This is a genomic window from bacterium SCSIO 12844, assembly GCA_024397935.1.
Classification (GTDB): Bacteria; Pseudomonadota; Gammaproteobacteria; order Francisellales; family Francisellaceae; genus M0027.
In genome coordinates this window covers 2,800,882-2,815,914 of the sequence record CP073743.1, presented here as the reverse complement: position 1 = coordinate 2,815,914, position 15,033 = coordinate 2,800,882, and the positions used below count along the sequence as shown (strand labels likewise).

Below are 15,033 nucleotides of genomic sequence, written 5' to 3'. Positions count from 1 at the left end.
TAATTTTAATTATTCTTCTTAAAGTTTTTAATAACTGACCTATTATCACTAAGATTATCTTAAGCTTCAATCTTTGTGTTAAAGAATATTAAAGAAAAAATTATTTATTTATCTAACTAATGCCTGATACGTTAACAGCGCCATAATTATTGGAGCTTGATTGAGTATTGCCAGCCCAACCACATTTTCCTTCACCAGATGTAACTTGTTGGCATGCAAATATCAGTTTACCTGTTGTAAAGATTGAACCAACATTATCATGACTACAATAAATTCCTTGACCTAATTTGAATGTACAGTATGTGCCAGTACCAGTAAAATTAATTTTATAAGTATCACTGCCACTTGTAATATTAATCGTTTGATCATTTGTTTGATATAAGCCATTTTTAGAAATACTCACTTTACCTAGTCCAATTGTTTTAATTTGGGCTTGAGCACCATTTTGGCATGCAGTTAAATCAAGCGTTGGCGTTGAACCACTCCATTCGTGTTCAGATATTGGATAACCAATAGAACCTAAATCTCTTGGAGAATAATAGTAGTTACATTGATTACCAAAGCCCCAATGAAAGTGATAATGCGAGTGTAGCCATACCGTTGCTTTATCACCATAGGTATCAGTAACGGTAAAAGTAATCTCCGTTTTTTTACCAACTGAGTGGCTACCACCAGGTTGTAGTGTATAGTGGTCAGCTTGGCTTGAACCTGACTTTTGATAAGTAAAATCAACTGGCCAAGGGCAGTTATTTTTAAGGTTAATATTAACACTGGCATTACATGCATAGGCAAATGGATATAGTAGCCAAAGCATCAAACATAGTATAACTGTTTTTGTCATTGTTATAGTTTTTATCATTTTAGAAATTGCTCCTATGCAATATAATCGTTGTTATGAATGAATGTTAATGTAACCACTTGATGATACTGAGTCTTTTTTATTAGCCCAGCCACATCGGCCTTGTTGTGGGTTTACTTGTTGACAAGCAAAGATTAGATTACCCGTTGTAAAAATTGCGCCAACATCATTTTGATCACAATAAATACCTTCGCCAAGTTTAAAAGTGCAGTAACTGCCTGTAGAAGTGAAGTGAATTTTATAAGTATCTTTATCACTGGTTAGATTAATGGTTTGACTGTCTTTTTGTAGTAGGCCATTTTTTGAGATGCTAGTATTACCTAAGCCGATGGTTTTAATTTTAGCAATAGCACCACTTTGACAAGCTGTAAAAGTCACTGTTGGCGCGGAGCCGTGCCAATCATGTCCAGAGAGATAATAACCTACAACGTTTCTTGGTGAGTAATAATAGGTGCATTGATTCTCCCAAGGCCAACGTGCAGTATATTTTGAATGCAACCAAACAGTTGCTCTATCGCCATATGAGTCTGAAACATTAATTGTTGTTTCCCATTTTTCACCAATATTATAGCTTTCTCCTGGTTGTAGGGTAAAGCTTTGACTAGAGTATTTGTTACCATCATAATGGGTCTTGAAATCAACAGGCCAGGGACAATTATTTTGTGCATGAAATTTCACACTGGCATTACAAGCAAAAAGACTAGTTGGAATTAAAAATAGACTAAGACAAAACGTGAGAAATGAAGTCTTCTGAAGTTTATTCATTGTTGCAACCTCAACCTAAAATTTGAATTTACGGTATTTAGAATACTTGCCAGTTTTTAGCATTAAATTTATTATATATTAAAAGTAAGCAAAAAAACAATAAATTTAAATAATCAGACATTATATTTATGGATAATCATGATTTTAGGCTTAAATTTAATGTTATTGGTCATTTGTATTGAAGAAATTAGAGGTCTTAAATGAAATTATTTCAATATGAACATTGTCCTTATTGTGTAAGGCCACGACTAGCAGCTGCAATTAATAATATTAATTTGAAAATTATTGATTTAGTTTATGATGATGTACAAACACCAATGAATATGATTGGTAAAAAATTAGCACCAATTCTACAAAAAGAAGATTTAAGCTTTATGCCTGAAAGTATTGATATATGTAGCTATTTAGATGCGTTAGATGGTAAATCTATTATTCAGTCTAAAAAGGCAAATAAAAATTTTGATCAATTAATGGATAAATTACATTATTATATTCGATATTTAACTTACCCGAGACTCTATCACCATCCTCAAAATAAAGGGGTGTTTCCAACAGATTCTGCAATTAGCTATTTTAAAGTCCCTAAAGAAGAAAAAATGGCAATTGACTTTGATTATGCATTGAAGCATTCAGATTTATATATCGCCGATACTGAAAATCTACTAAGTCAAGTGATGCCATTTTTTGAGCAACGTATAGTTGATGCTAGTAATGGTGTGAGTAACTTTTTACTTTCATATGATGATATTGAGTTTTTCCCTCTGTTGCGCCTGCTCACATTAGCTGTAGATGTGATTAAATTACCAGAACCTATTTTAATTTATTTGGAAAAATTATCTGAAATATCAAAAGTTAAGTTATATGCACCTTTTGATTATGCTTGTTAAGTAGTTAACTCAAAAGAGAATTCAAGCGTTTTTAGTTACCTTTCGCCTTTTTATCAGTTATGATATCGGGCATTAAATTTTTTTATGATTAGCGACTTAAAAGGAGTGTGTTAGTAATGACTGAGTCAACTGAATTAGCAGTGAATTTATCTGATGTAGGAGTTCATGAACCAAAAGAGATTGTGTATAACCCATCGTATCAACAGCTTTTTGAAGATGAAACATCAGAAAAAGCAGAAGGGTATGCTAAAGGTATCGTAACTGAATTAGGTGCTGTGACAGTAGATACAGGGCGTTTTACTGGCCGTTCACCAAAAGATAAATATATTGTTGCAACAGAGAAAGCACTTCAAACTGTTTGGTGGGATGAAGATGGCTCAGATAATCAAAAAATGTCTATAGATACATGGAATCATGTTAAATCACTTGCTCAAAAACAGCTAAATGCAAAAAAATTATATGTAATCGATGGATTTTGTGGTGCAAACCCTCAAACACGCTTATCAGTACGCTTAGTCACTGAAATTGCTTGGATGGCACATTTTTTTAAGAATATGTTTATTCGCCCAACTGACAGTGAGCTTGAGAACTTTCAGCCTGATTGGACTATATTAAATGCTTGTAAAATCACCTGTGATGATTATCAACAGTGGGGCTTGCGCTCTGAAGTATTTGTTGGTTTTAATTTAGATGAGCGTATGACGATTATTGGTGGAACCTGGTATGGTGGTGAAATTAAAAAAGGTATTTTTTCGATTATGAATTACTTTTTACCATTAGATGGTATTGGCTCATTTCATTGCTCAGCAAATGTTGCTAAAAATGGTGACTCAGCTTTATTTTTTGGTCTATCAGGTACTGGTAAGACAACACTTTCAACCGATCCAGAGCGTGCTTTAATTGGTGATGATGAGCATGGTTGGGATAATGATGGTATCTTTAATTTAGAAGGTGGTTGTTATGCAAAAACCATTCGTCTATCAAAAAATGATGAACCTGAAATTTATCAAGCAATTCGTCGTGATGCATTATTGGAAAATGTAGTTGTTGATGCAGATGGAAAAATTGATTTTGATTCAAGTGAAAAGACTGAAAATACGCGAGTTTCTTACCCAATTTACCATATTGATAATATTGTTAAACCTGTTTCAAAAGCAGGGCATCCGGATACGATTATTTTTCTAACTTGTGATGCTTATGGTGTTTTACCGCCAGTGGCTAAGCTAACCAAAGAGCAAGCAATGTATCAGTTTTTATCAGGCTATACAGCAAAAGTAGCAGGTACTGAATTAGGGGTTAAAGAACCTACAGCTGTATTTTCAGCTTGTTTTGGTCAGCCATTTTTATTATTGCACCCAACACAATATGCAGAGATTTTAGGTCATAAAATGCAGCAGCATGGTACAAAAGCATATCTTGTTAATACTGGTTGGACCGGTGGTGATTTTAACAATGGCCATCGTATTTCAATTAAAGAGACACGAGCAATTATCAATGCGGTATTAAATGGTATTACAGAGGATGCTAAGTGGTATGTTGATAGCTATTTTGGCTTTGAAGTGCCAAGTGAGTTAGCCAATGTTGATCCAAGTATTTTAAATCCTAGAAATACATGGGCTGATAAAGGTGCATACGATAAAACGTATCTGCAATTAATTGAAAAATTTATTCATAATTTTAAACGTTTTACGCAAACAGAAATTGGTCAAATGCTTGAAGCTTATGGGCCTAAGTTATAAGTTATCTAACCATCTCTCTAAACGATTACAGCCTTCAACTAAACTCTTCATATGATGATTAATGATTGCATCATTTGTGTCACCTTGTTGATAGGCTTCTAAAGCTTTTTGACCATTATAATCTGTTGATGCAGCCCTAAAGGTATATTCATTCACATTGCGATAAAAGTCTTCACCAGGTAAAAGCGCTACCTGTGTTTGCTCTAAAATCATATTAGCTAATTGAGTATTGCTTTTAATATTCAATTGATCAAATGATGCTTGATAGGCTTTAAAATTAGGAAATAGATAAAATGCACCTTGTGGTTTAGGTAGGCTTAATCCCATATTGATAAAGCGTTTATAGAGGTATAATGAGGCAATTTTATGTACTCTAGTGCAATCATCTAAATAAGGTTTAATTTTTTTATACTGACTGTAAGCTGTTAGTGCTGCATATTGAATAGGGCTTGAAACACAACTATAAGTTTCACTAATCATAACCTTTAATGCTTGATAGAGTTGCTGCATAGCTTCTGGTATAAGGCATACACCTAGGCGATAACCGCCGGCTGAAAATAATTTTGATAAGCCGCCTGTGACAATGGTTCTTTGAGGGTAAAAATGAGCAATGGAAGTATGGTTTTTGCTACTAAAGTCAATATTGGCGTAGATTTCATCAGATATAACGATGATGTTATACTTACTGCAGATTTTAGCTAATTGAATTAATATATCTTTAGGATAAATTGCACCTGTTGGGTTATTTGGTGTATTGATAATCAGTATTTTTTGTTTTGAACTGTCTTTTTGTGCTAATTTAAGACAAGCTGCTTCAAGCTCTTCTGGTTTTAAACAGTAATTATCTTCTTCATACGTATCAATGATATGATACGATTTATTTAATAATGCCATCTGTGGTCGATAGCTTACCCAGCTTGATTGCGGTATTAATACCGGTCCTTCAAGCATAAAAAATAACTGAAATAATAACTCTTTACTGCCAGGACCGATTAAAATATGCTCTTTTGTGTATTGATAGCCAAATTCACTGTGATAGTAGTTGGCAACTGCTTGGCAAAGCTCGGGTAGACCGCTACCTGGTAAGTAATTTTTCTGATGCGCATGTGCTTTTAAACTTTCTTGAATGAGTTTAGGAATATTAAATGGTGCTTGACCAAAACCTAAATGACATATACTTTGACCTTGAGATCGCATAGTTTGAATTTTTTGATTAATTGCAAGGGTTGCTGATTCTTTTACCTGGCTAATTCGTGGATTAATTTGTATCATTGGATATCCTTAAGCATTAAGCAATAATTGGCTTAATACTTAACCATAGCATTGAATAAATAGTGATAAAAGTTGGTTACGCTAAGTTAATTGTTTTTTAATATAAATGGTGATTTATGATTAGTTCATGGGTATATAATGTAGTTGGTAATATTGGTGTTGTATTGTGTTTAGGTTGTTTTTTTGGTATTCAAACAGGCAAGATTAATCCTAGAAAAATGCCTTATAGTATTTTTAATTTTATTGGTTCGTTAATGATTATATTTTCGTTGTATTTTGCATTTAATTTATCTGCATTTATTATAGAAGTTGCTTGGCTTTTGATTAGTTTGTATGGTATTTGTCGAATTTGGTTATCAAAAGGTTAGGCTTTTACTTGGTAGCTTCATTTAATGAAAGTGATTTCTTTGTTGAAAATAATATCAATACGGCAAAAATTGCCAGAGTTGAAAGAATAATGGCTAATGGTAATTGATTCTTTAATGGAATCAGTGCTGCAATTGCAGTTAAGATGCCCGCACCAACATTTTGAATACCACCTAATAGTGCGCCTGCAGTCCCTGCTAATTTTGGAAATTCTTCAAGTGCTTGTGTCGTTGCGCTTGGAAAGACGATACCACAGCCTAAGAAATAAACTGTGCCAGGAATAATCACAGCAGATAAACTTAATCCAAAGAAATGATACCATACAATCATTAATAAACTACTGATAACAAGGATGTAACTGCCAAGCATTAATAGCTTAGGAATGCTCATCTTATTGCTTAAAATATTAGCAAGATATGAGCCAAACATATAAGCAGGTAAGGGAATAATAAATACAAGTGAAGCTTCTGTAGGTGATAGATCTAATAGCGAAGTAAATATAGCACCAGAACTAACTTCAAAGATGGCAATACCGCCTAAAGCAATAACAAGTAAAATTAAGTTAACAAGGAAGTTGGTACTCGATAAAATCGTTTTATAACGCTGAATCAGTGGTTGTTTTTCTCTTAAGTGAGTATTAGTTTCTCTAAATAAACAAAATTGAATGAAAAAAAGTACAATTGCATAGAGAAAGAGAAATAAAAAGATTGCACGCCATGAGAAAAGATCAGTTAAAAATCCGCCTAATATAGGTGCAATTAATGGTGCAAACACCAATGCAATTGCCATATAACTATTAGCAGATTGTAAGGCTTTGCCTGAGTATAAATCTCGCATAACAGTTCGTGCCATAACACCACCTACGGCAATGCCACTGCCTTGTAGTAAGCTTGCTAGTAGTAATATATCGAAATTAGTAGCAAAGTAAGCAATAATAGAGCCAATGGCAAAAATAACTGTACCGATAAGGATTAGAGGTCGTCTACCATAGTAATCTGAATAAGGTCCATAAACAAACTGTAATAATCCATAAGGAAATAGAAAGCACGATATAACTGCTTGCATGCGACCAGGGTTAACATTAAGGTCATAAGCCATGCTTGTTAAAGCTGGTAGGTAAACGGTATTGGTAATTTGGCCTGCGGCTGTTAAGGTTAATAACAAAAACAGTACGCCAAAAAAAGTATGTTTGTTCTTCATGGTTTTCTTCAAGTTTGCTTGTTATTGTTTTTATATTTTTATTATTGCTATTAGCGAAATATTTTGGTTGTTATCTAGTTAGTTTATTCGCTGGCATCTTTTTAACCGAAATAAAATGAATTTGCAAGTATTATTTGCATTTTAACCCTTTATTATCTATTCAAATAAGGGATATAATGCTTAGATTAAAGATTTACTAAGGATTATAAGGGTCATTTGGGTTTATGTTATATCTAGCGTCACAGTCACCCAGGCGATATCAGCTTTTAAAGCAATTAAATATTGATTTTCAACAGTTTAGTGTAGATGTTGATGAATCTGTGTTAAACAATGAACAGCCCAATGAATACATTAACCGGGTTGTAGAGATGAAAAAGATAAAAGCACAACAAGAAGTAAAATTAAAAGATACCATTCTAGTTGCTGATACAATGGTAACATTAAATGGAAAAATTTTAGGAAAACCAAATAATTATAACGACGCTAAACGAATGCTGAAACTGTTGTCAGGTAACGAACATGAAGTTTATACAACAGTTTGTATTGCCCAAGGTAATCATAGTGAAAAGCTTAATTGCATTAGTCAAGTCAAATTTAGAGTGATTGATGAAACTGAGATAAAAGCTTATTGGAATAGTGGAGAGCCTTGTGATAAAGCAGGTGCTTATGGTATTCAAGGCTTAGGTAGTATTTTTGTTGAGTCAATTTGTGGTAGTCACTCTGCTATTATGGGGTTGCCATTGTTTGAGACAGCACAGCTATTAAGTAAATTTGGCATTAGCGTTTTGAATGAATCGGAGTAGTAAGTATGGACCTGCAAATACGTGCAGAAATATTAATGAATGTAGCGCCTTATGAAACGCGTGTGGCAATTATCGAAAATGGTGTTTTTCAGGAAGTACATATTGAAAGAGAAAATCAAAGAGGCTTAGTTGGTAATATTTATAAAGGCAAAATTACACGAGTTTTACCAGGTATGCAGGCAGCCTTTGTTGATATAGGGTTAGAGCGTTCTGGTTTTTTACATGTTTCAGATGTTATGCCATTTTGTTCAGATGAAAGTGATATTATTGATCTTAACAGTAGTGAGGCTGATGTTAGAAATTGGCTTAGAGATGGTCAAGAAGTCCTTGTACAGGTAATGAAAGACCCATTAGGTACTAAAGGGGCACGCCTTACATCACACCTATCCTTAGCTTCAAGGTTTTTGGTTTATATGCCTGATTTAGATCATATTGGCATTTCATTAAGAATTGAAGATGAGGCTGAACGTGAACGTTTGCAAGATGTAATGAAAGAAGCGCTTGATTTAGAAGAGCCTCGCGGGTTTATTGTAAGAACCGCAGCAGATGGTGAAGTTGCAAATGATTTAAATCGAGATATTAGTTTCTTACAGCGACTTTGGCAAGATATTTTAGCTATGGCGCAAACGGTGACAACACCAGGCTTGGTGTATGAAGATTTGCCATTAGATATTCGTACATTAAGAGATTATGTCAATGACAATGTTGATAAAGTTCGGGTGGATAATTTAGATACATTTAGTAGGCTTTGTCATTTTGCAGATAAATTTGTTCCGGGTGTTAGAGAGCGTTTAAGTTACTATGCAGGTGAAGACCCTATTTTTGATATGTATGGGATTGAAGAAGAGTTATCACGAGCATTAGATAGAAGAGTTTCTTTAAAATCAGGTGGTTATTTAATTATTGATCAAACTGAAGCTATGACCACAATTGATGTTAATACAGGTGGTTATGTTGGTATGATCAATCTTGAAGAGACCATTTTTAAAACTAATTTAGAGGCTGCAAAAGCGATAGGTCGTCAATTACGTCTACGTAATCTCGGTGGTATCATCATCATCGATTTTATTGATATGACAGATCAAGAGCATAGAGAAAAAGTTATTGAAGCATTAGAATCGGCTTTGGCACGTGATTATGCAAAAACTAAATTTACCCAATTAAGTGAATTAGGCTTAGTTGAGATGACAAGAAAAAGAACGCAAGAATCATTAGCGCAGTATCTATGTGAGCCCTGCCCTGTATGTGAAAGTCGTGGTAGTATTAAAACGGTACAGACAGTCAGTTATGAAATTTTTCGTGAAATTCAACGTGAAGCTCGAGCTTATGCAGCTGATGGCTTTTTAATCGTTGCATCCCCTGGTGTCATTGAACTTTTGATGAATGATGAATCTATGGGGTTAGGTGAATTAGAGCTTCGAGTTGGCAAACCAATTAAATTACAGGCAGAAACCAGTTACCCTCAGGCACAATATGATATAGTTTTATTATAGAGGCTAAGAAACTTTTAATTGGTAAATAGGCAAATTCATTGAAAAAAGCAATCGGGCGAGTTACATTTGTTTTTTTAGGCATTTTGGTTACTTTATCTTTATTTATCGTTATTTTAGGTAGTTTATTTACTTGGCGAATGACGCATTATGATGATGAGCTTTCAGCTTATTTATCTGATAAACTCAATTCAAAGATTCAACTTGATTTAACTGATGTCAGTTGGCAAGGAATTAATCCTGTTTTAACATTTAAAACCATACAAATCAGTCAAAAATCTGCTGATTTCTCAAGTCAATTAAAAGGCTTAAGTGTTAAAATAAGTCTTTTAAAATCAATACTATCATGGCATATTGCCCCAGAGAGTGTTCAAATTGATAAATTAGCGATTAATATTTATTTCAATAAAAAAAGTAAAACAAATCATTATGACTTTACATCAAAAGAAGCGACTGAAGATTGGCAAGCAGTACAGAAAACTACACAAGCAACTTTAACTCAAATATTAAGTTATATTGATGGTGTACAGCCTGAAGTTATTGTTAAGGCATTAAAACTAAATTTATTTGGTAAAGATAATAAACAAATTGCACTAATGGGTAATATCTCTATACGTCATAGAGGCTCTGGAGGTTATTATTTTAAAGGTCAAGTTGATACAGCATTAAAAAATAGTCATTTTGATTTTGATTTTGAAATTGGCCATAGTAATAATCAAGCTTATTTAGAAGGTTATTTTGATATTGCCACTCTAGATTTACAAAAGGCGATTAGCTTTTTAGGTTTAGATATGTTTAATGTTCGTGGTAAAAATCTAAGTGCTAGTGGTTATATTAATTTTCAGCCAAATAGTAAGTCTCATTTAGCCATTAAGCTCCAAGGTAATGACCTATTGATTGAAAATATTAAGCGTAAATCTAAGCTGATGTTGAATCGTCTTATTATGGATATTGGTGGGCAATATGACTCTAATGGCCAGTTTAAATTTCAAATTGTACCGCATGAACTAATTATTAATCATCATAAAAGACTGTTAAAACAGCTTGAGATTCAATATCAATTAAATAAAAAATTTCCGTGGCAAATGCGTCTTTACTATGGTCAGTTGGGCGTATTAAGTGATATTCGCAATATCATTCCAGAAAAAATGATATTATCTACTATGCGGCCCTTTGTCGAGTCAGGTGAGCTATCAGGTCGTATTAATCAACTTGAAATAAAGCGAAGTAATCTATTTGATTTAGATACGCCATTTATATTAGATGCAGATTTTTCTAATATCAGTTATTTAAATCATCAATTAAAACTTAATCTTTTAGGTATTGATGGTGATGTCCATATAACGAACACAAGTGGGAAATTAGATATTACGGCAAAATCATTGCAGATTAAGCAATCGATTATAGGTATGAAGGATTTTCCAGAAGCTTCTGGGAAAACAAACATTGCTTGGCAAGTAGGTCGTGATCAATTAGAAGTAAATGTTGGTTCATTAATCTTAACAGGCCAATGGTTTAAAGCTGATGCTAAGGGTCAAATAGTATGGGGTTTTAAAGATAAATTACCAACGCTTGATTTAACCGCTAACGCTTATGGTTATGATATTACTCAAGCAAAGGTCAGAGGCTTTTTGCCTAAAACACATATGACGCCTAAATTACATGAGTGGTTATATGAAAATATTTATGCTGCAAAGGAAGTTGATGCAAGTTTAAGATTAAAAGGAAATTTAAGTGATTTTCCATATGTTGATGGCGATGGCATTTTTAAACTAACAGCTAAAGCAAAAGATGCACAATTAACACCTTGGGAAGGTTGGCCTTTAATAACAAATGCAGATGGCAAGCTTGATTTTGATCGAGGGCGTTTTCGTGTCAGTGCCTCAAGTGGTGAAACCCTAGGTGTGCAATTATTGCCGTCTGATTTAACCATTGGCGATATAAGACCACATATTGTCTCAGAAATGCTTATTAATATTCATACTAAGACAAATAGTGAAGATGCTAAAAATTATATTATTCATTCACCATTATATGATAATGCTAAAGGTTGGTTTGATTGGATGCAGTATCAAGGTGACATTGAGTCTACTGTGAAAATGTCAGTGCCATTAGGTAATCAAAAACCAATGCATGTTGATGGTCAACTAAGCTTAAGTAAAGGTCAATTTGGCTTAAAATTATTTCCTTCTATGATTAATATTTACAATGCTTCTGGGCAAATTAAGTTTAATGATGACTATGCAACTAAGCTATCAGTTAATGGCTGGTTAGGCTTAAATGCACCATTTAGTATTGATTATACACAAATACCAAAGGGTCACTTTAAAGTAATTTCAAAAGCAACCCTTACAGATTCAATGAGCTTACCTGAAGTCATACGCTCAAAACTAAAAGGCCAATCTGAAGTTAATTTCACAGCCAACTGGCAAGATGCAGGTGGTCAGATGAAATTTAATTCTTTATTTAATGGTTTATCATTTCAATTGCCCGAACCATTAACTAAAGAACAACAAAAAACTAATTTCCCAACAGATGTCAAATTTAGCTGGAAAAACCACCATAATCAATTAACAAGCTTTAATATTGATGCAAAATTAAATGACCAGTTATCATTATCCAGTGAGTTTAATTTTTCATCTAAAGTATTTAAATTATTTACTAAGTTAAATCGGCTTGATATGTCGGGTTGGTTTGATTTGATTCAATCATTAGATAAACAAAATATTCAGCCATCAAAGTTTAACTTTTTAGCGCCATTTAGCATTTCAGATTATGAAGTGAAAAGCAAAGAAATAGCATCGATTCTTTTACAGAGTCCACTAACGATAGATCAAAGGCTTACCAATTTGATTCAAGGTTTCCAACCAAAAATTGGCATGCAGATTAATCAATTATTTGGTTTTGGGCAAGTGTTTGACCAGGTGGTAATAACATCGAAGATTAAAAATTCAGCATGGCTTATGACAGTCAATTCAGACAAAACAAAAGATAATATCAATCTTACCTTAACAGTACCATTTAAACAAAATTATTGGCAATTAAGTATTAATGATCTTCAGTTAAGTACAATTAAAGACATTGATTTTATATCAGATAATTCAACTGTAATAGATTACTTTCCTTGGTGGATGCCATCAATTGATCTTTTAATTAACCGCTTTAACTATCAAAAAGTTGATTTGCTTAAAAAGTCAAATTTAATTCTCAAACGTCAAGCTAATATATTAGATATTCCTTATTATTTATTTAAAGGGGATCATATTTTTCTTTTAGGAACAGCAAACTGGGATGGTGCTACTAATAAGACACAAATTAACGGTAGTACAACAAGTGATAATTGGGGTGCATTTTTTAATAGTTTAGGCTTTGATGATATTTTAGTAGGTGGTCAAGGCCCTGTTGTATTTGATGTTTCATTTATAGGTGGCTTAGATCCTAAGCTTGAGACATTAAATGGTAAGTTAATGTTTGGCATTAATAAGGGACAGTTTCCTCAATTAAAACCAGGATTGTCTAAATTATTGGGTATTTTTAGTCTTGAGGCAATGCTAGATCGCCTTGGCTCTGGTGTAAATGATTTGGGTAAAGAAGGTTTATATTTTAACCGTATTTACGGTAAATATTTAATTAAAAATGGTGTGATGAAAACAACACAAGATATATTAGTGGATACACCGTCATTCGATATGCAAATTTCAGGAGAAATTAATTTTGTTAAACAGACGATTGACCAAAGTATTATTGTTCAGCCACACTTTTCAGGGACGATGGCTATTGCTGCAAGCCTTATAGGTGGACCCATTGCAGGTCTTGCAACTTATGTTGCAGATAAATTAGCGGGCGCTTCTATTTTGAAAAACCAGGGTGTTGCTAAAATTACAGTCAAAGGGCCTTGGGATAAGCCATTGATTAATGGTAAGTAGTGTTACTGCAAAAAATTAGTATATAATTTGTAAAATTTAGGAAATTATTTGGGTTTGTTATGTCTATTATTGAAACAAAGAATCAACATGGTTCTACCTTTCCAATTACGCCATATATCGAAAAGTTTTTAAACCACATTAAACAAGCGTCTTGTGATGTGCTTGATATTGGCGCTGCATTTGGCATTACAACGATTCCTTGTATTGATTATGGTGCGAAAGTGACAGCAATGGATATGGAAGAAAGCCACTTAAATGCAATTAAACATAAAGTGGCAGCAGAAGATCTACAGCGTTTAAAATTAGTTCATGGTATCTTTCCAGAAGATGTCGATCAAATCAATGACCAGTTTGACTATATTCTTTGCTCAAGAATTTTACATTTTTTAGCGCCTGAGCGTTTAAATCAAGCAATTAAAAAACTTTATGCGTTATTAAAGCCTCAAGGTGTGTTATATACACTAAATTTCACACCTTACCATGATTTTTTAGAAAGTTTTATTCCTGAATATGAAAAGCGATTAGATCAAGAGATTGAATATCCAGGTTATATTAAGGATTGCCGCCCCTTTGTAAAAGAACAAAATAAGCTACCCAATGAATTACATTTAATGAATAAAGATGTCATGGTTTCTGTATTAGAAGCAAATCAGTTTAAAGTTACCGAAGCTTATTATGAGGCTTATCCAATACATTTAGACCCAGAGCATGTGATTTGTTTTGATGGTCGTGAGCAGATTTGTGTAACGGCTGTGAAATAGAAAGTATGCTTTTAAATATTAGCGTGCCCGACTGACAACAATCGAGCCTAAAAGTGCAATTAAGCCACCAAAAATGGCAAGCATATGCGGTAATTCACCCAATAATCCCCAAGCAAGGATAAGTGTAAAAAATGGCATTAGATAAAGAAAACTTGAGGCTTTGGCAACAGGAAAGTATTTATAGCCATAGCAATATAAGGAATAGGCAATTGCACCTGGAAAAATACCCATATAAATAACAGAAGCTGTGGCATCAAAGTGACTATGTTTTATATCAATCATCATTTGCGGTGTAAAAACTAATAAGCATAAGGTACCGGCCCAAATAGCATAGCTTGTTATCTCTATTGGATGATAACGTTTTAATAGCGGTTTTTGTAAAATGGAATAAATGCCACCGCAAAATGTTGCTAGGATCACAAGGATAATACCAATATCTAAATGATGCTCACTTTCACCTAGTAAAATCAGTAAAATGCCAATAAAGCTTAAAATAAAACCAATGATACCCTTTTTCGAAATACGCTCTTTAAAAGCAAAAAATGCAATTAATGATACTAAAATTGGAATTTGGGCAATAATAAAATTAGCAACGCTTGCACTTGTGGTTTGTTCGCCATAGTTTAGAAAAATATTATATAACGTAAAACCCATTAACCCTAAAATCAAAAAATAAACTAGATCTTTAAAGTGTGGCTTTTGTCTTTGTTTTAATCTCAAAAATGGAATAAAAATTACAATCGATGCTACAGCATAACGTAATAGTGCAAGTCCACCAGGTGAATAAGATTCAACTGCAAAGCGAATGCCAACAAATGCTGAGGCCCATAAAATCACAGTAATCAGTAATGCTAATGCTGCTTTTGTGTTTTGTTCCATTGGCTTAAGAGGATTCCCAACAAGTATTTAGGTGAAAACTGACACTTTAGCCGGAAAGCTTTTATTTTGCAACGTTAAATGATTGT

Annotated in this window: 12 protein-coding genes; 7 read left to right on the top strand and 5 right to left on the bottom strand. The window is 33.4% G+C overall.

Annotated features, from left to right (window positions below; all coding sequences use genetic code 11):
* Positions 1 to 112: 112 nt before the first annotated feature.
* Positions 113 to 859 carry a hypothetical protein gene (locus tag KFE69_12355; protein ID UTW42263.1) on the bottom strand — a complete coding sequence of 249 codons (747 nt, stop codon included), beginning with the start codon at positions 857 to 859 and terminating at the stop codon, positions 113 to 115.
* 33 nt (positions 860 to 892) lie between these two features.
* Positions 893 to 1,624: a hypothetical protein gene (locus KFE69_12350; protein ID UTW42262.1), complete on the bottom strand. Its 732-nt coding sequence runs from the start codon at positions 1,622 to 1,624 to the stop codon at positions 893 to 895.
* 200 nt (positions 1,625 to 1,824) lie between these two features.
* Between KFE69_12350 and grxB the strand changes: the two genes are divergently transcribed.
* Positions 1,825 to 2,511: a glutaredoxin 2 gene (grxB, locus tag KFE69_12345; GenBank protein UTW42261.1), complete on the top strand. Its 687-nt coding sequence runs from the start codon at positions 1,825 to 1,827 to the stop codon at positions 2,509 to 2,511.
* A 116-nt stretch (positions 2,512 to 2,627) separates the two neighbouring features.
* Complete coding sequence (gene pckA, locus KFE69_12340; GenBank protein UTW42260.1) at positions 2,628 to 4,250, top strand: phosphoenolpyruvate carboxykinase (ATP); 1,623 nt, start codon at positions 2,628 to 2,630, stop codon at positions 4,248 to 4,250.
* Here the strand turns inward: pckA and KFE69_12335 are convergent.
* Positions 4,245 to 5,522, bottom strand: coding sequence for an aminotransferase class I/II-fold pyridoxal phosphate-dependent enzyme (locus tag KFE69_12335; GenBank protein ID UTW42259.1), 1,278 nt, complete (start codon positions 5,520 to 5,522; stop codon positions 4,245 to 4,247). The genes pckA and KFE69_12335 overlap by 6 nt on opposite strands.
* A gap of 116 nt (positions 5,523 to 5,638) precedes the next feature.
* On the opposite strand from KFE69_12335, the gene KFE69_12330 reads away from it, so the two are divergent.
* A complete protein-coding gene (locus KFE69_12330; GenBank protein ID UTW42258.1) occupies positions 5,639 to 5,890 on the top strand; it encodes a hypothetical protein in 252 nt (83 codons plus the stop codon).
* Between the two features lie 4 nt (positions 5,891 to 5,894).
* Here the strand turns inward: KFE69_12330 and KFE69_12325 are convergent, their stop codons facing one another.
* Positions 5,895 to 7,088, bottom strand: a complete 1,194-nt coding sequence (locus KFE69_12325; protein UTW42257.1) for a Bcr/CflA family efflux MFS transporter — start codon at positions 7,086 to 7,088, stop codon at positions 5,895 to 5,897.
* Positions 7,089 to 7,312: 224 nt separating this feature from the next.
* On the opposite strand from KFE69_12325, the gene maf reads away from it, so the two are divergent.
* The 4 genes from maf to KFE69_12305 are packed head-to-tail and all read left to right on the top strand — an operon-like array spanning position 7,313 to position 14,068.
* Positions 7,313 to 7,891 (top strand): septum formation inhibitor Maf, encoded by a 579-nt coding sequence (maf, locus tag KFE69_12320; protein ID UTW42256.1) that lies wholly within the window; start codon positions 7,313 to 7,315, stop codon positions 7,889 to 7,891.
* A gap of 17 nt (positions 7,892 to 7,908) precedes the next feature.
* Complete coding sequence (rng, locus tag KFE69_12315; GenBank protein ID UTW44076.1) at positions 7,909 to 9,384, top strand: ribonuclease G; 1,476 nt, start codon at positions 7,909 to 7,911, stop codon at positions 9,382 to 9,384.
* Positions 9,385 to 9,422: 38 nt separating this feature from the next.
* Complete coding sequence (locus KFE69_12310) at positions 9,423 to 13,307, top strand: hypothetical protein (GenBank protein UTW42255.1); 3,885 nt, start codon at positions 9,423 to 9,425, stop codon at positions 13,305 to 13,307.
* Between the two features lie 59 nt (positions 13,308 to 13,366).
* A complete protein-coding gene (locus tag KFE69_12305; protein ID UTW42254.1) occupies positions 13,367 to 14,068 on the top strand; it encodes a class I SAM-dependent methyltransferase in 702 nt (233 codons plus the stop codon).
* A gap of 18 nt (positions 14,069 to 14,086) precedes the next feature.
* Here the strand turns inward: KFE69_12305 and KFE69_12300 are convergent, their stop codons facing one another.
* Positions 14,087 to 14,947, bottom strand: a complete 861-nt coding sequence (locus tag KFE69_12300; GenBank protein UTW42253.1) for a DMT family transporter — start codon at positions 14,945 to 14,947, stop codon at positions 14,087 to 14,089.
* Positions 14,948 to 15,033: the final 86 nt, after the last annotated feature.